Here is a 25008-nt window from a genome sequence, read left to right as displayed (position 1 = left end):
CGCTTGAGCGGCCGAGCGCGTCCGGCCGCCCCCGCGCCGGGTAGGCCCGGGTGACCTCTGGGGCATCTCGCGGGGCGCATCTGACGGACGTCGCCCAGGCAGGGCTCGATGCCGATGGCAGACCCGCCGTCTCCGATACCGGACGCTGTCGCCCATCGGCACGGCGAGGCGACCGGTTCCCGGCGGGCGGTCGCTGGTTGGTCGGGCCGGGTACGACCTGGTCGAGGCGGTCGACGGCCCCCGGACGGAGGCGCCTCCCGTTCCGTTCGTCGCAGGCCCTAACAGGGAGCACGTATGGCTGATCCACGTCAGGGGCACGGTCCCGGCGACGGCGTGCACAACGTGATCACCTGGAGGGAGCGGCGCCGCTACAGCCCGGTCCAGGACAGGGCCGGGATCCGGCGCCCCCGGGACATCGAGTTCCCTCCCGCCACCGAACGCGTCACCCAGACTCCCGCGCCGTCCGGTCACACCTGGGCCGACGAGGGGGAGATCATGCGGGCCACCTACCAGGGCGACGACCGCTGCCAGCTGGCCTGTCCGGGCTGCTACACCCGCGACCTGCTGCAGATCAGCCCGGCGCAGGCGGCCCGGGACGGGCGCCGCAAGACCGCGCCGCTGCCGGAGTTCATCGCGCACGTCGACGCCCTCGGCCCCGGCATGCAGGACCTGTACGTGCTGGGCGCCGAGCCGACGATGGACCCGGCCGGGACCGCCGCCAAGCTCGATCACGCACGCAGGCGCGGCTGGCCGCAGCAGATCATCACCCACGGGGCGGTCACCGTTCAGCGGTTCGAGGAGACCTTCGGCGCCGCCCTGGACTCCGGTCAGGTGTACATGCTGGTCATCAGCCTCGACTCCATGGACGCCGCCGTGAACGACCGGCTGCGCGGCCGCCCGTACGCGCACCGGCGGACCCTGCGCATCATCCGGCACTGCCTGGCGCGGGGCGCCCCCTTCAAGGTGCAGATGACGGTGTGGCCCATCAACTATCCGACGATCGTGGACAGCGTCGAGGAACTGTTCGGCCTGGGGGTGCGGGCGTTCTCGTTCCACAGCGGCACCCTGGAGGGCGTCACCGACGCCGAGGCCGACGCCGCCGGGCTGATGCCGGTCGACCCGCTGGCCTGGCGGGCTCTGGCCGACCGCCTGCTGGCCTTCCGGGACGTCCACCGGGACCTGTGGCATTTCAACGTCCCGTTCCTGTACTTCACCGAGGGCGAGCTGCGCGAGCAGGTGATCGGGGACGCCGGGCAGACCGACGCCTATCTGGAGCATGTGGACGCGGTGGAGGCGGGCCGCCCTTCGACCAAGCCGGTGCACGCCTGCCCGGCGCTGGACGTCCCCCAGGTGTACGTGTGGGCGAACCAGGGGCCGCAGGGGCGCGGGACCCTGTCGTTGTGCAACATCGACCGGGACCCGGTCGCCGACGCCTACGCCGACTTCGACCCCCAGGCGCGGCGCTGGCGGGTCCGTACCGAACCCGAACGCAACCAGCTACGGCACATGGCCGACTCGCCGCACCTGTGTCCCGCCACCCCGTTCGCGCTCCGTACCCGGACCGACCGCGCGGTCACCGAGATCGGGCCCCTGTTCCACGCCTGCCGCTATATCGCGTCCAACCAGATGGCCGACCCCGCACGCATCGGCCCGCGGATCTACCGCGACGCCGCAGAGTTCTACCGGGTGGTCGGTCGCGCACTGCACGCCTACCCCCGCGGTGGCGGCAGGTCGCCGTTGGCGCGGATCACGCGGGTGACCGGTGGCATCGTCGCGCTGGCCGACCGCACCCGCGCCCTGCGCGCGGACCTGAACGCGGCCGCGGGCGGCGATGAGGAAACCGCGGACCAGGGCGAGGTGAGCCCTCAGGCACCCGGTTTCTGACCGGGGTCCTGGTCCGTGTCGCCTTCCTGCCGGCCGGGGGCGTCGGCCAGGAGCCGGGCGGTGAGGTCGCCGACGGTGACGGTGTTGGCGGCCACCGCCGAATACAGCGATTCCAGATCGTGATACCCCAGGTGCCGCGCCGCCGTCAGCGCGGCCCCGCCGGTCTCCAGGTCCAGAAGCTCCACGTCGCTGGCGGCCAGGGCGTCGGCGACCAGCCGGCGCCCGGCCTGCCCGGCCGCCTCGCTGCGCCGCCCGGCCAACCACTGCTGGATCTCCACGCGGGCACGGCCCGTACGGGCGGCGTCCAGCCACTCGTCCGACGGGCCGGAGCCGGGTCCGGTGAGGATCTCCACGACCTGCCCGTCCTCCAGCGCCGCGGTCATCTGCACCAGCCGTCCGTTGGCGACTGCGCCGATCGCCGTGTGGCCCAGGTCGGTGTCGATCGCGTACGCGAAGTCGACGGCGGTGGCACCCTGCGGAAGGGGGACGACCTCGCCGGACGGGGTGAACGACACGATGCCGCCGCCGTGCAGATCGACCCGCAGGCTGTCGAGGAAATCGGCCGCCGGGGCGTGCGCCTGCCATGCCAGCAGGTTCCGCAGCCACTCCAGATCCGGGCGGCGCGCGGCCTGCCGCGCCCCCCGCCGGGACCCGGCGGCGGCGTCCTGGATCTGGCTGACGATTCCGTAGTCGGCGATACGGTGCATCGCCGGGGTGCGGATCGCCAGTTCCAGCGTCCCGGCTTCGGTGACCACCGTCGTGTGCAGCGATCGGTACATGTTGTACTTCGGCAGCGCGATGAAATCCTTCATCTGGCCCGGGAGCGGCCGCCACACCCCGTGCACGACTCCCAGCGCCACGTAACATTCTTCGGGCGTCCCGTCCACCAGGACCGTGATCCGGGATACCTCACCGGGCTGAAGAGCGTCCGTCGGCTGCACCGGGTTTCTGCGGTGGTCCTGGTAGATCGAATACCGGTGCCGGTCCCGGACCGCGACCTCCGCCTTGAGATTCGCGTCCGCCAGCGCCTTCTCCAGCCGTGCGACCAGGGGCCGCAGCGCGGCGGCGCGGTCCTCGGCGCTGGCCTCCATCGCCGCGGCGATGGCCTGCTCGGCCTCGGGGCGCAGCGTCGCGAACGCCACGTCCTCCATCTCGCGTTTGAAGACGTAGATGCCGAGCCTCTCGGCGAACGGGACCAGAAGCTCCATCGACTGCCGCGCGATCCGCTCCCGCTTGGCCTGCTTGGAGTGGAAGCCCAGGGTCCGCAGGTTGTGCACACGGTCGGCGAGCTTGATGACCAGTACCCGCAGGTCGCCGGCCGCCGTCAGGATCATCTTGCGGAACGTCTCGGCTTCTGCCCCCTCGCCCCACTTGGACCCGTCGAGCTTGGTCACCCCGTCCACCAGGACGGCGACCTCCTCGCCGAAATCGGCGTGGACCTGCCCCAGCGTCAGATCGGTGTCCTCGACGGTGTCGTGCAGCAGCGCCGCCGCCAGCGTCGCGGTGTCCACACCCATCTGCGCCAGCAGGATCGCCACCGCCAGCGGATGCGTCACATAAGGGGCCCCCGACTTGCGGGTCTGCCCCCGGTGGTACCACTCCGCCACCACGAACGCGCGGCGCAGCACATCCACGTCCGCACGCGGGTAGAACTGGCGGTGCTCGTGTATCAGCGGCTCCACTGCGGTGTCGATCTGCGAAGGCGAAGACGGCAGGCTCGACCGCATCAGATCCGTGAACCGCGTCATGCGCTTGCCCGTCCGCCGTCCCGCCGGGTCGGTCGGCTCCATCGGCTCACTCACCCCTCCCGGTCACGTCGCCTTTGCATTGATGTAACCACCATCGGTTCGGCCATCATCCCGCACCACGTCGAACCCGCCGAGGCGTTCGGGTGATCCGGGTTCGGCCACGGCGAACCGGCCCGCCCACCGGATCGAAGGGCGGGCGAGGCGCCGGGTTGCGGGCCGCTGAGGCTCAGGAGGCGGCGGATCGGGGGTGGCTGCCCTGGAGGGGGTGGGCGCTGCCCTCCAAGAGGACCCCGGCGACCTGGGGCGGGTCGTCGGACATGGGGACGTGGCCGCAGCCCTCCAGCCAGACGAAGCGGGCGTGGGGGAGGCGGCGCTGGGCGCGGATGGCCTGGCTGCGCAGGAGGAGGCGGTCCTTGGTGCCCCAGGCGATCGTGACGGGGACGTCCGCGCAGGAGCCGAGGAAGCGGGTGGTTCGGCCGGCGCGGAGGGTGGGTTCGAAGCCGAGGGCGTCGCGCATCGCGCGGGCGTCGCCGGTGAGGGCCTCGATGTCCATCAGGTCGGGTCGGCCGTAGACCATGCCGAACATCGCGGTGCGGCGGCGTGGGGAGCGGGCCAGGCGGGTGAGGAGCGTGTCGGGGACGCGGGCGCCCAGGCGGGACGCGCGCAGGACGGACGCCGCGTAGCGGAGTTCGAGGGCGTTGAAGAAGCCCGCCGGGGACAGGGCCGTGGCGGAGCTGACGAGGCCGCGGTCGGCGGCTTCGAGGGCGAACAGGCCGCCCAGGGAGTTGCCCGCGACGTGCGGTTTCTCCAGGCCGAGGTCGTCGAGCGTCCTGGAGAGGATGGTCAGGACGGTGTCCATGGTGTACGGGGTGCCGGGCGGGAGGGGCGGGGAGTCGCCGAAACCGGGCAGGTCGACCGCGATGACGTCGCGTTCGGCGGCGAGCAGGTCCATGACGGGGGACCAGCCCTGCCGGCGGTGGCCGATTCCGTGCAGGAGGACGAGGGGCGGCCCGTCGCCGCGGCGTTCGAAAACGATGTCCACGGGCCGAGAGTAATCAGAAGTTACTCACCGGTCACTAGTGACGCTCGTCACTCTCGCATCAGCTCTGGGTGACCTCGGCCGGGCGGCGGTGCTCCAGGGCGTCGCGGAGCTGGGCCCGGCCCCGGTGGATGCGGGAGCGGACGGTGCCGAGCTTGACGTTCAACGTCGCGGCGATCTCCTCGTAGGACAGGCCCTCGATGTCGCACAGGACGACGGCGGCCCGGTACTCGGGAACCAGGCCGTCGAGTGCCTTCTGGATGTCGGCGTCCAGGTGCCGGTCGTCATAGGCCTGCTGCGGGGTCGGTTCGCGGCCCTGCAGGCGTTCGGCGGCCTCGTCCCCGAGGGAGTCGAACCGGATGCGCTGCTTGCGGCGCGCGCGGTCGAGGAACAGGTTCGTCGTGATCCGGTGGAGCCAGCCTTCGAACGTGCCCGGACTGTAGGAGGACAGCGAGCGGAAGACCCGGATGAAGACGTCCTGGGTCAGGTCTTCGGCATCGTGCCGGTTGCCGGTCAGCCGGTACGCCAGCCGGAACACCCTGGTCGAGTGCTCGCTGACGATCTCCTCCCACGTCGGCGGGGTCCACGCCATCGCACCTGCGCTCACCACTACCCCCGTCTGATGCTGAATCGTTACGGCCAAGCATGCCGGTACCCGGATAAGAGCCGTGTAAGGACCGACGGCGTGGCCGGATCAGGCGCCCCGGCCGGGGATGCCGATGTGACCCATCTCATTGGACTGGATTACAACAAGGATTGAGTTCGCCGTCCCGCGGCAGGGAGGATCGGGTTCAGGTCCCCACCCCGACATGCGAGGACGTGCATGGTGCGAAGCTACAACCTGGCCGACCTCCTGGAGATCCTGGCCGCGGCCGGGCCCGGACGTTCCGCGCTGGTGGCGGGGGACGAGCGGCGCACATACGCCCAGCTCAACGAGCGTGCGAGCCGGGTGGGCCACCATCTCGCGGGGGCCGGTGTGCGGCCGGGCGAGCATGTCGCGATCCTCGCCCACAACCGCGCCGAATGGATCGAGGCGATGCTCGGCGCGTTCAAGATCCGGGCCGTGCCGGTGCCGGTGAACTTCCGGTACGTCGCCGCGGAGCTGCGGCACGTCCTGTCCGACTCCGACTCTGTCGCGCTCATCGGGGAGCGTTCGCTCTTGGCGAAGGCGGAGGAGATCCGCGCGGATCTGCCGAAGCTCCGGCATGTCGTGGTGCTGGAGGACGGGGCGGCGGACGAGATCCCCGGCGCGGCCGAGTACGAGAAGGCGCTCGCGGACGCCGATCCGGGCGACGGCTTCCCCGAACGCTCCAACGACGACCGCTACATCATGTACACGGGCGGTACGACGGGTTACCCGAAGGGCGTCGAATGGCGCTGCGAGGACATCTTCTTCGGCGCGCTCGGCGGCGGAAACGTCCTCGGCGACCCGATCGGAAGCCCGGAAGAACTCGCCGCCAACGCCGAACAGCCGCCGATGGCCGTCCTCGACTGCGCACCCGTCATGCACGGCGCCGGTCAGTGGGTCGCGTTCATGGGTTTGTTCAGCGGCGCCAAAGTCGTCCTTTACACCGACCACGCATTCGACGCGGACAAGGCGCTCCGGCTGCTCGCCGAAGAACAGGCGAATGTGCTGATGCTCGTCGGTGACGTAATGGCGCGGCCTGTCGCGAAGGCGCTGGCGGCCGGCGATTACGACACGTCCTCGCTGATGGCGGTCGCGTCCGGTGGCGCCCCGCTGACCGAGGGTGCGAAGCAGGCACTGCAGGCGCAGTTGCCGAACATCATGTTCCTCGACAACTACGGCGCGTCGGAGACGGGTGCGTGCGGCCCTTCCGTCGGCGGCAAGGAGGGGACGGCCCGGTTCATGATGAAGCCGGGCATCACCGTCCTGGACGACGATCTGAAGCCCGTCGCGCCCGGCCAGATCGGCAGGCTCGCCCGCAGCGGCCACATCCCGATCGGCTACTACAACGACCCGGAGAAGACGGCGTCGACGTTCTTCACCGACGCGGACGGCACCCGCTGGTCGATCCCCGGCGACTTCGCCTCCCTGGAGGAGGACGGGACGATCGTGCTCCTCGGCCGGGGCTCACTCATGATCAACACGGGTGGGGAGAAGGTGTATCCGGAGGAGGTCGAGGTCGCGCTCAAGGACCACCCGGACGTGTACGACGCGGTCGTCGTCGGGCTGCCGGACGAGCGTTTCGGCGAGCGCGTCGCCGCCGTGATCGCGCCCCGGCCGGGCGCGGAGGTCACGCTCGAGCAACTGACCGGGTACTGCCGCGGCCGCCTCGCCGGCTACAAACTGCCGCGCCAGATCAAGGTCGTGGACGAGGTGCAGCGCACGGCCGTCGGCAAATCCGACTACAAATGGGCCCGGAGCGTCCTCGGCTAAACACTTGGGGTTATACCACGTCCGGGCACTTTTTCCCCGGCGGGCACCGGTCAAGAAATGATTGATGCCGAGGGAGCGTGCCTTGAGCGCGTCCGGGCGATTAACTCCGGCATGAATGGGGATCGGCTGATACCGCTCGCGCGCCGGTATCGTCTGCTCTCTGTGGTCGGCAGGGGCGGCATGGGCACCGTCTGGCGGGCTTACGACGAGATGCTGGACCGGGACGTCGCGGTCAAGGAGGTCCGCCTCCCCGGCCGCGTCACGGAGGGCGAACGCCGGGTGATGTGCCGGCGCCTGCTCACCGAGGCGCGGGCCACCGCCGCGCTGAGACATCCGGGCGTGGTCGCCGTCCACGACCTCATCATCGAGGACGGCCGTCCCTGGATCGTCATGGAGTTCCTTGAGTCGTGCTCCCTGAACCGCCTCGTCGCCGAGGACGGCCCACTCGGCGTGCGCCGGACGGCGGAGATCGGCGCGGCGGTCCTGTCGGTGCTCCGCGCATCGCACGCCGCGGGAATCCTGCACCGCGACGTCAAACCCAGCAACGTCCTGGCCTGCGACGACGGAAGGGTCCTGCTCACCGATTTCGGCCTGGCCGTCCACATGGTCGGCGACCACCGGACCGCCGACACGATGCCGGCGGGGATCGAGGGCTCTCCCGCCTACCTCCCGCCGGAGCGCGTCAACGGACTGCCGGGCGTGGAGGCGTCCGACCTGTGGTCGTTGGGCGCGACGCTTTACACGGCGGTCGAGGGTTTCTCGCCGTTCCTGCGTTGCCACGCGCTGGCGTCCATGATGGCGGTCCTGCTGGGCGACTATGCGCGTCCTGTACGGGCCGGGCCGCTCACCCCCGTCATCGAAGGGTTGCTGCGTCAGCGTCCGGAAGACCGCCTGACGGCCGAAGCGACCGCCGAGTTGCTGCAGGACGTGATCGGGACCGTCCCCGAACCGGGCGCCACGCCGGCGACGCTGCGTCGCGTCCCGCACGACCTGCGCGGCTTCTCCGCGCGGCGGTTCGTGCTCCGCCGTCGTGCGCCGTGGGCCGCGGCGGGCGCCGCGTGGGTGTCGCGGGACGCGGAACGCTCTCGTGTGCGCGTGTTCCGGGGGCCGCGCGTCCCGTGGGCGCTGCGCGGTGCGAAACCGCCCGGCGACCCGCAGGGCGGCACGCCTCCGTGCGGTTCACGGCGAGTCCGCGGCTGGTGGCGGCATCGCGACGCGTGGACCCCGCGTCATTCGGCGCAGCGGGCCGTGCCGGAGCGGCGTGTCCGGTGGAGGCCGCGCGTCCCGGCACTGGCGGCGGGGCGCAGGGTCCGGCCGGGCGCCGTCGCCGGTGTGGCGGTGCTCGCCGTCCTCGCGGCCGGTACCGGCACGTGGGCGGCCCGGTGGACGGCGATCGGCAAGGGCGACTCGGTCGCGCTGCGTCCGGCGGCGGGTGTGACGGCCAAGACGACGAAGTACAGGGAGGCGGGCGGCTACTCGGTGCGCGTCCCGGCGGGCTGGCAGGCCGAGCGGTACGGGCCGGTGATGCGCTGGAAGGACGTCCGCACGGGGCGGGGGCTGCGCATCTCCCCGGCGCCGGGCGACCCTCTGGCCGGGCTGCGCGCCGTGGAACGGGAGGCCGCGGCGGAGCACCGCTACCCCGGATACCGGCGGCTGCGGCTCCAGGCCGCCCCCGAGGTCATCGCCGGCGCGGCGGAATGGGAGTTCACCTGGAGGGGTGAGGTCACCCGCACGTACGAGAACGGCGTCAGGCATGTGCTGTGCAGCCGGGCGGAGGGGTACGAGTTCTGCTTCTACGCGCCCGACCGGGGGTGGACGCCGGGCCAGCGCCTCTACGACAAGATCCTGGATTCGTTCCGTCCGGAGCGGGGCTGAGACGCGTCGCCTGGACGTCCCGTCAGGTCGACTGCTGGAGGCGCAGGAGGAACTCGGCGTTGGACGAGGTGCCCTTCATCTTCTCCAGGAGCTGCTCGACGGCCTGCTGCCTGTCCAGGCCCTGGAGGGCGCGGCGCAGCCGCCAGGAGAGCGCGAGTTCCTCGGGGGACATGAGCAGCTCGTCGCGGCGCGTGCCGGACGCCTCGATGTCGACGGCGGGGAAGATGCGGCGGTCGGCGAGGCTCCGGTCGAGCTTCAGCTCCATGTTGCCGGTGCCCTTGTACTCCTCGAAGAACACGTCGTCCATGCGGGACCCGGTCTCCACCAGCGCGGTGGCGAGGATGGTCAGCGAGCCGCCGTTCTCGATGTTGCGGGCGGCGCCGAAGAACTTCTTCGGCGGGTAGATCGCGGTCGTCGCGACACCGCCGGCCAGGATGCGGCTGCTGGACGGCGCCGCCAGGTTGTAGGCGCGGCCGAGCCGGGTGATCGAGTCGAGCAGCATGACCACGTCGTGGCCCTGCTCGACGAGGCGCTTGGCCCGCTCGATGGCCAGTTCGGCGAGCGCCGTGTGGTCCTTCGCCGGACGGTCGAACGTCGAGTGGATCACCTCGCCGCGCACCGACCGCTCCAGGTCGGTCACCTCCTCGGGACGCTCGTCGACGAGCACGACCATGAGGTGGACCTCGGGGTTGTTCTCCGCGATCGCGTTGGCGAGGGCCTGCATGACCATCGTCTTGCCGACCTTGGGCGGCGACACGATGAGCCCCCGCTGCCCCTTGCCGATCGGTGCGATCAGGTCGATGACGCGGGTGGCGAGCGGGCCGGTGTCCAGGCGCAGCCGCTCGTCGGGGAACAGCGGCGTGAGCATGCCGAACTCGGGGCGGTTCGCCGCCTCGGCGGGCGTCACCCCGTTCACGGTCTCGACGGCGGCGAGGGTGGGGAACTTGTCGCGGCCCGACTTCGGCGGCCTCGCGGTGCCGGTGACGGCGTCGCCGGGACGCAGGTTGCTGGAGTTGACCTGGGCGAGCGAGACGTGGACGTCCTCCTGCCCGGGGTGGTAGCCGGAGGTGCGGACGAACGCGTGCTTGTCCTGGACGGCGAGGATGCCGTGGAACGGGACGACCGGCCCTTCATCGGCGGGGCGCCGTCCCTGGCGCCCGCTCTTCCGGGCGCCCTGTGCGGGCACACCGTGCGCCTGCGACTTGTGATCGGCGCGGCGCTCGGCGGCGGGCCGTTCTGTGGTGAGGGTGGAAGTGGACATGTGGGTCCCTTCTCAGGCCGGTGCGGAACACTCCGCGCGGCCCGGGGTCGAATCCCGTGTACGGCGGCGGAACCCGCGGCGCGTACGCGAGAGAAATGTGAGAGATGCAGCTCCGTTCACCGGGCTGACGTCGACTCCCTTGTGCGGCGGTTCGAAACGCCGGTCTGCGCGCGTACCGAACCGGGGATCACCGAGCTCTCAGATGGCCCGGGCGGGGAAGAAGCGACCTCGCCGCCAATCGTGGCAACTTGAAGACGCTGTCTCGACAATACAGCACTCCGGGACGGTTTCGCATTCCCGGAGTTCCGTGATGACTTTCATGCGGCCCCCCTGTGGCGCAGACGTGCGTCTCCAAGGAGACCACGTGAGAAGCGTCGAAGACCACCCCGGGGATCATCCTGGTGAACAGACCTTCGTACGATGAGCCGCGTCGAAGCATAGGGGGGACGATGGCCGCCGGGCTCAACGCAGAGGTCGCCGAAGGGGTCGGGACGATCACGATCGACCGGCCGGCCAAGCGCAACGCCATGTCGGCGGACATGTGGCGGGCACTCCCCGGCATCCTGGACGGCCTCGCCGCGGACCCGGGCGTGCGGGTCGTGGTGCTGACCGGGGCCGGCGGCGATTTCTGCGCGGGCGCCGACATCTCCGAGCTGGCCGACATCCACCGCGACGACGAATCGCACCTGTCGACGGTCGCCGAGCAGGCCCTCGCCGCGTTCCCGAAGCCGACGCTCGCGGCGATCGAGGGGTACTGCGTCGGCGGTGGCTGCCAGCTCGCGGCGGCCTGCGACCTGCGGTTCGCGGCGGACGGCGCCCGCTTCGGGGTCACCCCGGCGAAGCTCGGCCTCGTCTACCCGGCCACCGCGACGACGCGTCTCGTCCGCCTCGTCGGCCCGTCCGCCGCGAAGTACCTGCTGTACTCCGCGGACCTGATCGACGCCGGGCACGCGCTGCGGATCGGGCTGCTGGACGAGGTCGTCCCCGCGGACGGCCTGCGCAAGAGGGTCGACCAGTTCACCGGGACCCTCGCGTCCCGCTCCCTGCTCACCCAGCAGGCGACGAAGGACATCGTCGACGCCATCGCCGCCGCCGGCCCCGTCGCGGAGAGGACGCGGTGGTGGCTGGAGGAGATGGTCGCCGTCGGCGAGTTCGAGGAGGGCACCGCCGCGTTCCTGGAACGCCGCCCGCCCGCCTTCACCTGGACGGCCCCCACCCGCTGAGCGGCCGGTCGCGTCACCCGGACGGGTCCCGGGCGGCGAGTGCGGTCACGTCGCAGAAGCGGCCTTCGGGGAGCCGGTGGAGGCGGCGTGCGGCGGTGGCCGGGTCGTCCAGCAGCCCGGCGCTTCCGGGGCGGAGCAGTTCGGCGAGGGGGAGTACCCCGCAGACCAGCGACTCCGGTGTCCGGACGATGACGAGGGGCCCGATCTGGACACCGCCCCGGTCCGTGTCGCGGAGGGCGTCCAGCAGCGGCCGGGCCTCCTCGACGGAGGTCGCACAGTTGGTGCGCAGCCCCTGCACCAGGTCGGTGAACTCGCGTTCCAGGACACGGGGACTGTGGCCCGACAGGTAGTAGCGGTCCCGGTCGGTCAGCTCGACGCGCAGCCCGTGCCGTTCGGCGAACCGCTCGTACGGGCCGGTCAGCGAGGGCCGCACCGCGGACGGCCGGACGGTGACGGCCCCGGCCACCATGTCGGCGGGGGCGGCGCCGAGGGACGCGGCGACGGCCTGGTCGAGCCGTCCGACCAGGTGCGCACGGAACCCGGCGATATCGGCGGCCAGCCGCTCCATAGCGGCGCGCTGCAGGTCGGCGGTCTCCCGCTGCAGGTTCAGCCGGTCGTTGACGTCCGGGACCATCCGGTCGTTGATCTGCGCGATCAGGGACCGGATCCGGGCGTCGGCCTCGCCGAGCGCCTCGCGGTCGCGGTCCTGCTCCCGCGTCAGCCGGTCCAGCCGTTCCCGCTGGGACGCGCGGAAGCCCTCCAGCTCGTCCCGCGTGCCCTTCAGCGCGCGGAGCTGGGTGCGGATGTCGGCGATCTCGGGCGCGCCCGGCGAGCGTTTGCGTTCGAACGCCGAATACAGTTCGCGCCCGGCGATCGCCAAGCAGAGCAGGACCAGAATCACCGTCATCGCGCCCTCCCGGGGCCATCTCGCCGAGCAACCTATTTCACCCGGCGCGGGCCCGGATAGACCGATATGGCGGAGAGGGAAGCCGAGGGTGGCCCGCTCAGCGGTTGAGGTAGGCGAGAACGGCCAGGACGCGCCGGTTGTCGTCGCCGGTGACGGCCAGGTCGAGTTTGGAGAAGATGTTCGCGGTGTGCTTGGTCACCGCCCGTTCCGTGACGACGAGCCGTTCCGCGATCGCGGCGTTGGAGCGTCCCTCCGCCATCAGCTCCAGGACCTCCGTCTCGCGCGGGGTGAGGCGCCCCAGCGGCGTGTCGCGGGTGCTGGTGGCGACGAGCCGGGAGATGACCTCGGGGTCCATCGCCGTGCCGCCCGCCGCGACCCGGCGGACCGCGTCGACGAACTGCGCCGCGTCGAACACCCGGTCCTTCAGCAGGTAGCCGATGGCGCCGCTGCCGTCGGCGAGCAGCTCCCGCGCGTAGAGCTGCTCGACGTACTGCGACAGCACCAGGACGGGCATGCCCGGGACCTGGCGGCGCGCCTCCAGCGCCGCCTGCAGGCCCTCGTCGGTGAACGACGGCGGCAGACGCACATCGACCACCGCCACGTCCGGGCGGTGGTCGAGAAGTGCTTTCAGCAGCGAGGGGCCGTTGTCGACGGCGGCCGCGACCTCGAAGTCGTGCGTCTCGAGAAGACTGACCAGCCCCTCCCTCAGGAGGGCGAGGTCTTCGGCGATGACAACTCGCACGGCAGCTCCATGGTCACGATCGTCGGGCCGCCCACCGGTGAACTGAGGGCGAGGACGCCGTCGAATGTACCGATCCTGCGCTCGATCCCGCGCAGGCCCGTGCCGCCGTCCAGCGTGGCGCCGCCGCGGCCGTCGTCGGTGACGGTGATCCGCAGCATCCCGTTCTCGTGCCGCATGTCGACCCAGACGCGGGACGCGCCGGAGTGCTTGGCGGCGTTGGTGAGGATCTCCGACACCGCGAAGTAGGCGGCGGACTCGACCGGCGGCTCGGGACGCGCGGGCAGGTCGGCGACCACCTCGGTCTTCAGCGGGTGGTCGAGTGCGAGGGCCTTGACCGCGTCACCGATGCCGCGGTCGGCGAGCACCGGGGGGTGGATGCCGCGGACGAGGTCGCGCAGCTCGTGCAGCGCCTTCGCCGACGACGCGCGGGTCTCGGCGAGCAGGAACCGGGCCTTCTCGGGGTCCTTGTCGAGCAGGTGCTCGATCGCGCCGAGGGTCATCCCCATCGCGACGAGCCGGGCCTGCGCACCGTCGTGCAGGTCGCGCTCGATGCGGCGCAGCTCGGCGGCGGACGCGTCCACGGCCTCCGACCGGGTCTCGGTGAGGTGCCGGACGCGCAGCGCCAGCTCCGACTTCCTGGTCGGGCCGAGGATCAGCTTCCCCCAGCGCCCGTACACGGTCATCATCTTCGGCGCGATCGCGAACCCGGCGGCGATGCAGACGGTGGCGACGACGACGGTGGACGCGATCCGCTCGGGGTCGCCGTCGTAGCCGGAATGGACGGGGATCCAAGTGTACCAGTCGTAGCCGCCGGCGCGGCCGATCATCCCGCCGGCGAACGCCGCCAGCGCGTACCCCCACAGCCCGTACAGGATCAGCAGGCCGGGCAGCGCGGCGGTGAAGCAGACGACCACCGGGTCGGCGACCACCCACAGGTAGTCGCGCCAGGTCGCCGGGTCGGTGAGCAGCCGCACGAACCGCTTGATGATGCCGTTGAGACCGGGCTCCTCGGCGGGCTCGGGCAGGTAGGGCCGCTCGATCCTGACGTTCGTCCACTTGTTGATCCGGGCGCGGTACGCGTCGAGCTGGGTGCGCATGAGCATCGTCGCGGACGGGAACAGCAGCACCCCGATGAAGCTCGTGATCATCGAGATGACCGTGAGGAACCACAGGCCCACGAGCGTGGCCGGGATGCCGAGCAGCAAGAGTGCCAGCCCCCGCCACGGGGTCCTCATGTGCCGTTGCAGCCGCGTCTCTTTCACCAATTCGCCGTTCACCGGTTCCTCCGCAGGTCGCTTGCCGTCGGACTCCAGTCTTCCGGCGGGCGTCCTCGACCACAGTGTGCCCGCAACCCGAAGGCGGGGTGTACCTGAGTGCACCTCGGGACGCCGTTCGGAGCCATGTCGCGGCGGAGGCACCCGATGGTCGCGATGTGGGACCGGGGCACCGCGAACCCGTCCGGGCAAGAGCCGACGGTTCCGGGGATCTCGGACAGCGCGGCCGGGATGGCGAGCATGCGCCCGGCGGTCAGAGGGCGACGAAGGTGAGGCCGCGTTCTTTCAGCTTCGGGATGGCGTCTTCCAGGGCCTCAAGGGTCTGGGAGCGGTCGCCGCCGCCGTCGTGGCACAGCAGGATGTTGCCGTCCTTGCCCTTGAGCAGCGCCTTGCGGATGCGCCGGACGCCCGGACGCGCCCAGTCGCGCGGGTCGACGGCCCAGTCGATCGGCAGCATGCCGCTCTCGGCCGTCACTTCGAGGACGGTCTTGGACCAGGCGCCGCCCGGCGACCGGAAGAACTGCGGGACGACGCCGGTGGCGTCGGCGATCCGGTCGTGCGCGTCGACGATCTCCTTGCGGACCTTCTTCTCCGACATCCTCGCGATGGACATCGGGTGCGTCTCGGTGTGGTTGCAGATCTGGTGCCCGGCGTCGGCGATGCGGCGGGTGAGCTTCGGGTACTCCTTCACCTGCTCGCCGACGATGAAGAACGTGGCGTGGACCCGCTGCTCGGCCAGCAGGTCGAGGATCCGCGGCGTCCACTCGGGGTGCGGGCCGTCGTCGAGGGTCAGCGCGATCGAGTTCGGCGGCGGCGCCGGGGACAGCTGCGACAGTTCCCGGACGGGCTTCTCCAGCGCGGTCAGCTTCGCCGGCGACCACGCTGCGGGACGGGGAGTCGGAGTCGGGGTCGGAGTCGGGGTCGGAGTCGGGGTCGGATGGATGACCGGCCGTGCACGGGGAGTGGTCTCCGCCGACGCCGCACCGGAGCCGTCCTGTGGACGGGCGGTGTCCGCGCCGAGGGCGGTGAGGCCGGTGAACGCACCCAAGAACCAGAGAGCTTTGCGGCGGGATATCCCACCTGCCACATCAACCTCCACAACCCCCACGCTATCGGTGTTTTGAGGGGGTAGGAGAGCGCTATGGGATCACAATCGGCACAATCGGCGGACGGATGAGCGCGGCCCCGGGATCGGGCCGGTGTCGGTGCTGGTCCTCGTCGCGCTCGCGGTCTCGGCCGCGCTGCTGGTCCACTCGGGTGATCTCGGTCTCGCCCGCGGCATGCCCGTCGGTGCGGGCCGCCGTGCGCTGCCGGTCATCGGGTCGATCGCGGTCCTCGTCACACTGGAACCGGTGGCGACGGGGCGCCTGCACGGCGCGGTCTCGAACGGGAGGTCGTAAGTGGGAATCGACGGCAAGGCCGTGGACGCGCTCGGCGACGAGCGGCTCGACTGGCGGTTCAAGGCGATCCCGGCGTCCGCGCACGGGCTGACGGTCGGCGAGGCCCGCCGGGCTCGGCTGCCGCTGGACGACTTCGGGACGCCGCTGCTGACCCTGGAAGCCGGCGCCCTCGACCACAACGTCCGGGTGATGGCGGAGTGGGCGGACGCGGCCGGACTGCACCTCGCCCCCCACGGCAAGACGACGATGGCCCCGGCCTTGTGGCGGATGCAGCTGGACGCCGGCGCGTGGGGCATCACGCTCGCGAACCTGCCGCAGCTCCGCGTCGCCCGCGCGTTCGGCGTACGCCGCGTCCTGCTCGCCAACACCGTCCTCGACCCCGCCGGTCTCGCGTGGCTGGCGGCCGAGCTGGACGGGAACCCCGAGTTCGAGTTCCAGTGCTGGGTCGACTCGGTCCGCGCGGTCGAGCTGATGGACGAGGCGCTGCGCCTCGCCCGCGCCCAGCGCCAGGTGGACGTGTGCGTCGAACTCGGCGGGCCGGGCGGGCGCATGGGCGTCCGGGACGATGGCGACGCCCGGACGGTCGCGGACGCCGTCCGCAAGGCCCGTACCCTCCGGCTCGCCGGGATCGCCGGCTACGAGGGCGCCCTCGCCCACGACGCGTCCGAGGAGGGGCGCGGCACGGTCGACGCCTACCTGCGCCGGCTCGCGAACCTGCACGAGGGCCTGGAGTACGAGACCGGCGAGCCGGTCGTGTCGGCGGGCGGCAGCGCGTTCTTCGACCAGGTCGCGGAGGTCCTCGGCGGCCTGGAGGGGCGGGTCGTGCTGCGGTCGGGCGCGTACATCGTCCACGACGACGGCTTCTACCGGGGCATCTCGCCGTTCGCGCGGGGCGCGGGCGGCGCGGGTGCGCGGCTGCGTTCGGCGATGCACGGCTGGGCGCGCGTCCTGTCCCGCCCCGAACCCGCCCTCGCGATCCTGGACGCGGGCCGGCGCGACCTGCCGTTCGACGCGGGGCTGCCCGAGCCGCAGCTCGTCCGCGGAAAGGGCGCGGAGCCCGTGGACGGCGCGCGGATCACCGCGCTCAACGACCAGCACGCCTATCTCGCGGACGGCTCCGCCGAGGTCGGCGACGTCGTCAGGCTCGGACCGTCCCACCCCTGCACGGCGATCGACAAGTGGACGATGATCCCGGTCGTCGACGACGCCGACGCCGAGCACCCCACCGTCGTCGACTACGTCCGGACGTGGTTCTGACGCGCGGCCGGGCGGCGGCCTACTGGTCGAGGAGCGACGTGAAGTGCGCCAGGATCGGCGCGCACAGCTTGGGGAGCGCGGCGTGCTGGCCCATCGCGACCTTCCCGGTGACCAGCGACGCCACCCCGCCGACGAGCATCCGGCACGCGAACTGCGGGTCGGGCAGCGAGCGGAACCGCTCGTCCTCCGCCAGCAGCCCGTCGATGATCTCGATGAAGCCGCTCTGCACCGTGCAGCGCATGGTCGTCGCGGCCGGCCCCACCGCGTAGATCTCCAGCAGGAACGTGCGGGCCGCGCCCGCGTCGCCGGCGAGTTCCCGCAGGTAGGCGCGCAGCGCCCGTTCCAGCCTCAGCATCAGCGGCTGGTCGCGGGCCGCGAGCGCGTCGTTGACGACGCCCATGATGCGTTCCGCCGCCGCCTCGTAGGCCGCGAGGAAACACGCCTGCTTGTCGGTGAAATGCTCGTAGAACGTCTCGCGGGACACGTGCGCCCGCTTGAGAACGTCGGCGACGGAGGTGCGGGCGTATCCCTTCTCCCCGACCGTCTGCGTCATGCCCTGGAGCAGACGGTCCCGCTGGGAGGCCGCGACCTGTTCGCGGGTGAGGTGATGGCGCCCGCGCGGCAGCGAGGTGAAGCCGTCGGAGTCCACCCCCACAAGCTATCAACGGGCCTGTGGCGCATGACGAAATCGATTAACCATGAACAACTCTGTTCGCCGAGGTGTTACGGTTTCGAGTGCAATTCGGGGGTCGGACGTCCCTGCCCGGGAACGAGGCGGGACGGCCGTGCGATCACGGCCCGGCGCAGCCGGCGAGTGGTGACCGTTCCGTCCAGGCAGTGCGCCACGGGGGCCGATCTGTCATGGACGACGTCCGCCATCCGCGATGCTGACCCCGTCGCCGGGCTGGATCCGCCGGAAGAATCGCGCGGCCCCGCGGTTTTTCTTGCAGTTCCCCGCCTTCGGACGCGATCGCGGCGGCTTCGGTCGTCGCGGGGTTGGGGCTTGGGCTGGTGTCTAGGTGTGGTGTCTCGGGACATTGGTTACACGAAGTCCTCGAACGTGAGTTGCTGCGGGATGTCGAGGAGCGGTTCGGGTGGCTGGTCGAATACGAGGCGGTAGTCGCTCCCGGCGGTCCGGCTGATGGGCGGTCGGCCCCCGAGGGCGGCGTGGGGCCGGTCGTGGTTGTAGTAGTTCACGAACTCGGCGAGCGCGACGCGGCGTTCGTGTTCGGAGGTGTAGCCGCGTACGTACGCCCACTCGCGGGCGAGCGTCCCGTTATAGCGCTCCACCTTCCCATTCGTGCGCGGCGTGTAGGGCCGTGTCCGCTTGTGCTTTGTGCCGGTCGCGGCGAGGGCGTTGGCCCAGGTCGTGGACCGGTAGCACGAGCCGTTGTCGGTGAGGCAGCGGCGGATCGGGGTGATGTCGTGGGCGGCGAAGAAGGCGACGGCGCGGTGCCAGAAGGCGACCGCGGTGACGGCCTTCTCGTCGTTCAGGGCCTCGGTGTACGCCAGCCGGGAGTGGTCGTCGAGCGCCGAGTGCAGGTAGGTGTATCCGACCTTGCCGGTGCCCTGACCGGTGCGTTTGGAGGCGCGGGCCGCGTCGGTGCCGACGCCGTGCATGCACCAGCCGCCGCCGGTCGGGATGCGTCCGAGCTTCTTCACGTCGACGTGGATCAGGTCGCCGACGCGCTCGTGTTCGTAGCGGATGACCTCGCGCAGTTCCTCGCCGGTCGGAGGGTCGAGGTCGCGGAGCCGGTTGAGGCCGCGACGGACGAGTATGCGGTGCACGGTGGCCGGCGCGATAGTGACGCCGTACAGCCGCTCAAGGTCAGCGGCGAGGCGGGCAGGGCCGTGCTTGGTCTGCCGCCGCAGCGCCTCTACCAGATCGGCGAGCGTCTCGCTGGTGCGGGCCGGGCTCGCGTGTGGACGCGAGGAGTGATCCAGCAGCCCGTTCTCGCCGTGCGCGCGCCAGCGGGCGTACCACTTGGCCAGGCAGCGGCGGGAGATCCCGGCTTCGGCCGCGACGTGCGAGATCGGACGCCCGGCGTCCACGCGCTCACAGAGTCGGCGACGCCCTTCCGGCGTCAGCGGGGCGTTGGGATGCCTCGCCATATCGGCCCATCGGATTGGCGGCTCTGAGTGAGCATTTTGATTCGTTGACCTGTGGCCTTCGTGGCTCTGGCCCCGTCGCCGACGGGGCCAGAGTGTTTCGGTGACGGTGCAGCGACGGCGATGCCGCGGTGACGGGGCGCCCCGTGGAGGCGCCTTGGAATGGCCGCGTCTGTCAGTGGTGGGCAGGACCGTTGGGGCCGGAGATGGCGCCGAGCTGGGACAGACCGTCGAGGATGTCGGTGCAGGTCCAGTACTCGACGAACCGGCCGTCGCGGACGCGCAGGATGTCGTTGCCGCTGAAGGAGATCTTCGTGCCGATGGGGGCGGTGGCCTGGGGGATGCCACCACTGTAGGTGGCTCGCATGGTCCATCGGGCGGAGATCAGGTCGCCGTCGACGATCGGGCCGAGGTCGACGCTGATGGCGATGTCGCCAAAGGCGGCCATGGTCTGCTCGATCTCGGGCAGCAGGCGCGCAGGGCCGGTGAGGGCCTCGGAGTCGCTGCCGTCGGGGCGGGCCTGGTGGACGACGAAGCCGGGGTCGAGGATCTCTTCGGCGTGGCTGAAGTCGCCGCGCCACAGCTCGCTCCAGCGGTCGTATAGGGCGCGAAGCTGTTCTGGGGTGTGGGTGGTCATGGGTTCTCCCGGGGTTGTGCTACAAAAGAATCTGCACCGCACATTATCTGCGCGACGCAGATATAAGTAGGACACGAGGGCGCTTTCATGTCAAACCGAACCCGTAACGAGCTGGTCAGGGCGGTAACCACGACGGCCCGGCGCCACCATGCCGCCTACACGCTGTTCAACCAGGCCCTGGCCGAACACCTCGGCCTGCACCCCACCGACCTGCAGTGCGTAAGCCTGCTCGCCCTGGAACCCGGACCCCGCACCACCGGCGAGATCGCGGAGCTGACCGGTCTGACCTCTGGATCGGCCACACGCCTGGTCGACCGCCTCACAAAGGCCGGCCTGGCCGAGCGCCACACCGACACCCATGACCGGCGCAAGATGCTCGTCACCCTCACCCGCGGCCGCACCCCTGAGATCGAAGCGGCCTGGGACACCCCCGGCAAAGCCTTCGACCAGGCACTGGAGGGCTTTACCGACGACGAGCTCACCGTGATCGAGCGCTACCTGCGGCGCACCACCGACGTCGGCATCGAACAGACCGCACGCCTGCGCACCGGCTGACCGCTCCCGCCCGCGCCTCTGTGCCGTCGGCGTCAGGTCGACGGTGGGGCTTTCCTGTGCCAGCGGTCGGTGCAGTGCTTGCCGCCGCGGGTGATCCGCTGGGTCATCAAGGTGATGCGACTCAGAAGCTGGGTGACTCCACGTTGCCCCACGTCACTTCGAAGGTGCTCGGCTCCACCTTCGGGTACGACCTGGTCTTCCAGTGTGCCGCCGAGTTGAACCACCTTCCTTCCTCCCCGACCTCCACCAAGAGTTCAACGACACGCTCTGAGCCCCACAGACGGCACCAATCTCCCGAGATAGCACATCTAGGGGAGAAGACCGGCGCGGCGTGCGGTGGTGACGGCCTCCAGCCGGGTGTGGCTGTCGAGCTTGCGCATCGCCGAACGCAGATAGCTCTTCACCGTCTCGGGCAGCAGGCCGAGACGTTCGGCGGCCTCCGCGTTGGTGCAGCCGATCGCGACATACGACAGGACGTCCAGCTCGCGCGGCGACAGCACGGGCCGCGGCGGATCGTCCGGCTCGTCCAGCCCGGCGGCGGCCAGGCGCAGCGACGCGGCGCGGAGCCGGTCGCGGGTCGGCAGGTCGAGAACCTCTTCCGCCAGGGCGCGCAGCTCGGCGTGCACGGCCCTGACCTCTTCCCACCGGGCGGTCGACGTGCCCGGCGGCGTGCGGGCGAGCGCCTCGTCCGCCCTGTCCTGGACGGCGAGGTCCTGTTCGAGGTCGCGGGCCGCCTGGACGGCGGAGCCCACCACACGGTCGGCGAGCGACAGCGGTTCCCGCAGCGCCCCGTACAGCACGCCGCGGACGCGCCGCCGGACGACGATCGGGACCGCGACGATCGACAGCAGCCCCTCGCGGCCGACGGGCTTGTCGTAGTCGTGGCTGATCGACGCCGAGCACGGGTAGTTGCTCACCCACAGCGGGCGTCCCGTGGCCATCGCCTTGCCGCCGAGCCCGTTGCCGTGGTGGACGACCAGGCCGTTCAGCGAGTCGGTGGTGTTGCCGACGAGTTCGGTGATGCGCAGGCGGTCCTGCCCGCCGCCGGACACGGCACCGCCGAAGACGACGGGCAGACCGGTCGTTCGCTGCAGCGTCAGCACGGCCGACCGGACGGCACCCGCGTCATCACGCGACATTCTGGGAGGACGACCTTTCAGGCCACCCGGAGTAGGCGCACCCATCCTCAGAGCATGCCCCGCCCGGGACCTGCCACGAAAGGGTCCGCCAACCCAAAACTCATGTGTGTTCAATGTGGGGGGAGGCCCCCCGGCTCGCTTCGGGGCCGGCTGGTCATCGTGCGCCCGGCGACCGGGCCGCTCAGTCGTGTTCGGTGTCGTCCAGGCCGAGGATGTCGACGGCCTCGGTCCGCATCTGCACCTTGCGGACCTTCCCGGTGACCGTCATCGGGAACTCGTCCACGACATGCACATAGCGCGGGATCTTGAAGTGGGCCAGCTTGCCCTCGCAGAACGCGCGCAGCTCCCCGGCGGTCAGGTCCGGCACGCCCTCGCGCAGCCGCACCCACGCCATCAGCTCCTCGCCGTACCTCTCGTCCGGGACGCCGATGACCTGCGCGTCCACGATGTCGGGGTGGGTGTAGAGGAACTCCTCGATCTCGCGCGGGTAGATGTTCTCGCCGCCCCGGATGACCATGTCCTTGATCCGGCCGGTGATGTTGACGTAGCCGTCGTCGTCCATGACCGCGAGGTCGCCGGTGTGCATCCAGCGGGCCGCGTCGACGGCCTCGGCCGTCTTGTCCGGCTGGTCCCAGTAGCCGAGCATCACCGAGTAGCCGCGCGTGCAGAACTCGCCGGGCTGGCCGCGCGGGGCGGTGACGCCGGTGTCGGGGTCGACGACCTTGATCTCCAGGTGGGGGAGGACGGTCCCGACCGTCGACACGCGCCGGTCGAGGGAGTCGCCCGCGCGGGTCTGCGTCGACACCGGCGACGTCTCCGTCATGCCGTAGCAGATCGCGACCTCGCTCATCCCGAGCCGCTCGATGACCTGCTTCATCACCTCGACGGGGCACGGCGACCCGGCCATGATCCCGGTGCGGAGGGCGGACAGGTCGAGCTCGTCCAGCGACGGCTCGGCCAGCGCGGCGATGAACATGGTCGGCACCCCGTACAGCGACGTGCAGCGTTCGGCCGCGGCGGCCTCCAGCGTCGCCTTCGGGTCGAACGCCGGCGCCGGGATCACGACGCACGCGCCGTGGCTGGTCGACGCGAGGTTGCCCATCACCATGCCGAAGCAGTGGTAGAACGGCACCGGAACGCAGATGCGGTCCTCTTCGTCGTAGCCGCACAGTTCGCCGACGAAGTAGCCGTTGTTCAGGATGTTGTGGTGCGACAGTGTCGCGCCCTTGGGGAAGCCCGTCGTCCCGGACGTGTACTGGATGTTGATCGGGTCGTCGGTGCTGAGCGTCCGGCCGATCCCGGTGAGGACGGACGCGTCACCCGCCCGGCCCGACTCGACGAGCGAGTCCCACTCCGGGGTGCCGATGAGCACCACGTCGCGCAGCGCGGCGCACTTCGGCGCGACCTCCTCGATCATCGCCGCGTAGTCGGACGTCTTGAACGACGACGCCGCCACCAGCGTCCGGATGCCCGCCTGGTTGAGGACGAACTCCAGTTCGTGGACCCGGTACGCGGGGTTGATGTTGACGAGGATCGCGCCGAGCTTGGCCGTGGCGTACTGGACGAGCATCCACTCGGCGCAGTTCGGCGCCCAGATCCCGACCCGGTCGCCCTTGACGACGCCGAGGCCGCGCAGCCCGAGCGCGACGGCGTCGACATCGTCGTTGAACTGCTCGTACGTCCAGCGGCGCCCGGACGCCCTGTCGACGAGCGCCTCCCGTTCGGAGAACGCGGCGACCGTCTTGTCGAGGTTCGCGCCGATGGTGTCGCCGAGGAGCGGGGTGGCCGAGACTCCGGAGGCGTAGGAGAGCGTCACCGCAGGTCCTCCTCGCGGTACTCGCCGGCGGGGCGGTCCTCCACGCCGTTCCGGGGGGCGTGGGGGGTCGTCCCCCCACCGGGAGCCGCGCCGGGGTGCTTGTCGATCTCGCTGGTCCGCAGCTCGACGCGGCGGATCTTGCCGGAGATCGTCTTGGGCAGCTCGCCGAACTCCAGCAGCCGGATCCGCTTGAACGGCGACAGCTGCGCCCGGCTGTGCTCGAAGATCGACTTCGCGGTGTCCGCGTTCGGCTCCCAGCCGTTCGCGAGCGTCACGTACGCCTTCGGGACGGCGGCCCTGACCGGGTCGGGCGACGGAACCACGGCGGCCTCCGCCACCGCCTCGTGCTCGATCAGCACGCTCTCCAGCTCGAACGGCGAGATCTTGTAGTCGGACGCCTTGAACACGTCATCGGCCCGCCCGACATAGGTGATGTATCCGTCCTCGTCCCGGGAGCCGATGTCGCCGGTGTGGTAGTAGCCGCCGGCCATCGCCTCCTCGGTGCGGGCGTCGTCGCCGTGGTAGCCCTTCATCAGCCCGAGCGGAGGGTCCTCCAGCTCAAGGCAGATCTCACCCTCGTCGCCCGGCTGCCCGGTGAGCGGGTCGATCAGCGCGATCTTGTAGCCGGGCGCGGCGCGTCCCATGGAACCCGGCTTGACGGGCTGGCCCGGCGTGTTGGCGATCTGCACGGTCGTCTCGGTCTGCCCGAACCCGTCGCGGATCGTCCGGCCCCACGCGTCCCGGACCCGCTCGATCACCTCGGGGTTGAGCGGCTCGCCCGCCGCGACGACCTCCCGCGGCGGCGTCGCCAGCCGTCCCAGATCGGACTGGATCAGCATCCGCCACACCGTCGGCGGCGCGCAGAAACTCGTGATGCCGCACCGTTCGATCGTGTCGAGCAGCCGGTCCGCGTCGAACCGCGTGTAGTTGAAGATGAACACGCACGCCTCGGCGTCCCACGGCGCGAAGACGTTGCTCCACGCGTGCTTCGCCCACCCCGGCGACGAGATGTTCAGATGGACGTCCCCGGGTCGCAGCCCGATCCAGTACATCGTCGACAGGTGGCCCGCGGGGTAGGTCGCGTGCGTGTGCTCGACGAGCTTGGGCTTCGCCGTCGTTCCGGACGTGAAGTACAGCAGCAGCGTGTCCTGCGACATCGTCAGGCCGTAGGGCGTGAACGACTCCGCCTCCTCGTAGGCGTCGGCGTAGCGCACCCACCCGTCCACGGCGCCGCCCACGGCGATCTTCGTGTACTCGCCCTCGACGCCGTCGAACTTGCCGGTGTCGCCCGAGCCGACCACGACATGACGCGCCTTGCCGCGCGTCAGCCGGTCCTGGAGGTCCGCCGTGCCCAGCAGCGGCGTGCTCGGGATCAGGATCGCGCCGAGCTTCATCGCGGCCAGTACCGTCTCCCACAGCTCGACCTGGTTGCCGAGCATCAGGATGATCCGGTCGCCGCGCCGCACCCCCGACCGCCGCAGCAGGTTCGCCACCTGGTTCGACCGCCGCGACAGCTGCGAGAAGGAGTACCTGGCCTCCGAGCCGTCCTCCTCCACGATCCACAGCGCGGGCGAGTCGTTGCTCTCGGCGATCTTGTCGAACCAGTCCAGCGCCCAGTTGAAGCCGGTCAGGACCGGCCAGCGGAACTTCTCGTACGCGGTCGCGTAGTCATCGCGATGCGCGAGCAGGAAGTCGCGCGCCGCACGGAACTCGACTGCGGGCATGGTCTCTCCTCGAAGCCGCA

The 25008-nt window shown here is 71.0% G+C and carries 20 protein-coding genes and 1 pseudogene; 7 read left to right on the top strand and 14 right to left on the bottom strand.

The annotated features are described in order from the left end of the window. Positions 1-294 precede the first annotated feature (294 nt). Positions 295-1884, top strand: coding sequence for a radical SAM protein (locus ACGFK0_RS26675; protein WP_392909386.1), 1590 nt, complete (start codon positions 295-297; stop codon positions 1882-1884). On the opposite strand, the gene ACGFK0_RS26670 is transcribed toward ACGFK0_RS26675, so the two are convergent. The 3 genes from ACGFK0_RS26670 to sigE form a co-directional block, all read right to left on the bottom strand. After that, a complete protein-coding gene (locus ACGFK0_RS26670; RefSeq protein ID WP_392909384.1) occupies positions 1866-3686 on the bottom strand; it encodes a RelA/SpoT family protein in 1821 nt (606 codons plus the stop codon). The genes ACGFK0_RS26675 and ACGFK0_RS26670 overlap by 19 nt on opposite strands. 172 nt (positions 3687-3858) lie before the next feature. Continuing rightward, positions 3859-4674, bottom strand: coding sequence for an alpha/beta fold hydrolase (locus tag ACGFK0_RS26665; protein ID WP_392909382.1), 816 nt, complete (start codon positions 4672-4674; stop codon positions 3859-3861). Between the two features lie 58 nt (positions 4675-4732). Next, positions 4733-5263: an RNA polymerase sigma factor SigE gene (gene sigE, locus ACGFK0_RS26660; protein ID WP_392909789.1), complete on the bottom strand. Its 531-nt coding sequence runs from the start codon at positions 5261-5263 to the stop codon at positions 4733-4735. A 231-nt stretch (positions 5264-5494) separates the two neighbouring features. Here sigE and ACGFK0_RS26655 point away from each other — a divergent pair, with 231 nt between their 5' ends. Further along, entirely contained in the window at positions 5495-7069 is a 1575-nt protein-coding gene (locus ACGFK0_RS26655) for an acyl-CoA synthetase (RefSeq protein WP_392909380.1), read from the top strand. 57 nt (positions 7070-7126) lie between these two features. Further along, positions 7127-8944 carry a serine/threonine-protein kinase gene (locus tag ACGFK0_RS26650; protein ID WP_392909378.1) on the top strand — a complete coding sequence of 606 codons (1818 nt, stop codon included), beginning with the start codon at positions 7127-7129 and terminating at the stop codon, positions 8942-8944. 22 nt (positions 8945-8966) lie between these two features. On the opposite strand, the pseudogene rho reads toward ACGFK0_RS26650, so the two are convergent. Beyond that, a pseudogene (gene rho, locus ACGFK0_RS26645) lies at positions 8967-10091 on the bottom strand (transcription termination factor Rho); the annotation flags it as partial. A gap of 563 nt (positions 10092-10654) precedes the next feature. On the opposite strand from rho, the gene ACGFK0_RS26640 reads away from it, so the two are divergent. Then, on the top strand, positions 10655-11428 hold the full coding sequence (locus ACGFK0_RS26640; RefSeq protein ID WP_392909376.1) for an enoyl-CoA hydratase/isomerase family protein: 774 nt from the start codon (positions 10655-10657) through the stop codon (positions 11426-11428). Between the two features lie 13 nt (positions 11429-11441). Here the strand turns inward: ACGFK0_RS26640 and ACGFK0_RS26635 are convergent, their stop codons facing one another. The 4 genes from ACGFK0_RS26635 to ACGFK0_RS26620 form a co-directional block, all read right to left on the bottom strand. Further along, the gene (locus ACGFK0_RS26635; RefSeq protein WP_392909374.1) at positions 11442-12335 is read right to left on the bottom strand and encodes a hypothetical protein; all 894 of its coding nucleotides are present in this window, start codon (positions 12333-12335) and stop codon (positions 11442-11444) included. 97 nt (positions 12336-12432) lie between these two features. Next, positions 12433-13077 carry a response regulator gene (locus tag ACGFK0_RS26630; protein ID WP_392909372.1) on the bottom strand — a complete coding sequence of 215 codons (645 nt, stop codon included), beginning with the start codon at positions 13075-13077 and terminating at the stop codon, positions 12433-12435. Then, a complete protein-coding gene (locus ACGFK0_RS26625) occupies positions 13041-14354 on the bottom strand; it encodes a sensor histidine kinase (protein ID WP_392909370.1) in 1314 nt (437 codons plus the stop codon). Before ACGFK0_RS26625 ends, ACGFK0_RS26630 begins: the two co-directional genes overlap by 37 nt. A 250-nt stretch (positions 14355-14604) precedes the next feature. Beyond that, positions 14605-15438 (bottom strand): polysaccharide deacetylase family protein, encoded by an 834-nt coding sequence (locus tag ACGFK0_RS26620; RefSeq protein ID WP_392909368.1) that lies wholly within the window; start codon positions 15436-15438, stop codon positions 14605-14607. A gap of 112 nt (positions 15439-15550) precedes the next feature. Between ACGFK0_RS26620 and ACGFK0_RS26615 the strand changes: the two genes are divergently transcribed. After that, positions 15551-15751, top strand: coding sequence for a hypothetical protein (locus ACGFK0_RS26615; RefSeq protein ID WP_392909366.1), 201 nt, complete (start codon positions 15551-15553; stop codon positions 15749-15751). Continuing rightward, positions 15752-17008 (top strand): amino acid deaminase, encoded by a 1257-nt coding sequence (locus ACGFK0_RS26610; RefSeq protein WP_392909364.1) that lies wholly within the window; start codon positions 15752-15754, stop codon positions 17006-17008. It begins immediately after the preceding gene. A 19-nt stretch (positions 17009-17027) separates the two neighbouring features. Here the strand turns inward: ACGFK0_RS26610 and ACGFK0_RS26605 are convergent, their stop codons facing one another. The 3 genes from ACGFK0_RS26605 to ACGFK0_RS26595 form a co-directional block, all read right to left on the bottom strand. Beyond that, complete coding sequence (locus tag ACGFK0_RS26605; protein ID WP_392909362.1) at positions 17028-17657, bottom strand: TetR/AcrR family transcriptional regulator; 630 nt, start codon at positions 17655-17657, stop codon at positions 17028-17030. 392 nt (positions 17658-18049) lie between these two features. Then, positions 18050-19120, bottom strand: coding sequence for an IS481 family transposase (locus ACGFK0_RS26600; protein WP_392909360.1), 1071 nt, complete (start codon positions 19118-19120; stop codon positions 18050-18052). A 172-nt stretch (positions 19121-19292) separates the two neighbouring features. Next, positions 19293-19754 (bottom strand): ester cyclase, encoded by a 462-nt coding sequence (locus tag ACGFK0_RS26595; RefSeq protein ID WP_392909358.1) that lies wholly within the window; start codon positions 19752-19754, stop codon positions 19293-19295. 87 nt (positions 19755-19841) lie between these two features. On the opposite strand from ACGFK0_RS26595, the gene ACGFK0_RS26590 reads away from it, so the two are divergent. After that, positions 19842-20309, top strand: coding sequence for a MarR family winged helix-turn-helix transcriptional regulator (locus ACGFK0_RS26590; protein WP_392909356.1), 468 nt, complete (start codon positions 19842-19844; stop codon positions 20307-20309). Positions 20310-20617: 308 nt separating this feature from the next. Here ACGFK0_RS26590 and ACGFK0_RS26585 read toward each other — a convergent pair whose 3' ends face one another. The 3 genes from ACGFK0_RS26585 to ACGFK0_RS26575 form a co-directional block, all read right to left on the bottom strand. Continuing rightward, positions 20618-21448 (bottom strand): response regulator transcription factor, encoded by an 831-nt coding sequence (locus ACGFK0_RS26585; protein ID WP_392909354.1) that lies wholly within the window; start codon positions 21446-21448, stop codon positions 20618-20620. Between the two features lie 181 nt (positions 21449-21629). Then, a complete protein-coding gene (locus ACGFK0_RS26580; protein WP_392909352.1) occupies positions 21630-23264 on the bottom strand; it encodes an AMP-binding protein in 1635 nt (544 codons plus the stop codon). Next, complete coding sequence (locus ACGFK0_RS26575; RefSeq protein WP_392909350.1) at positions 23261-24988, bottom strand: AMP-binding protein; 1728 nt, start codon at positions 24986-24988, stop codon at positions 23261-23263. The genes ACGFK0_RS26580 and ACGFK0_RS26575 overlap by 4 nt, the downstream gene beginning before the upstream one ends. Between the last annotated feature and the right edge of the window lie 20 nt (positions 24989-25008).

The organism is Spirillospora sp. NPDC048823, from assembly GCF_043198445.1.
Classification (GTDB): Bacteria; Actinomycetota; Actinomycetes; order Streptosporangiales; family Streptosporangiaceae; genus Spirillospora.
This window is presented reverse-complemented; position numbering and strand designations above follow the sequence as displayed.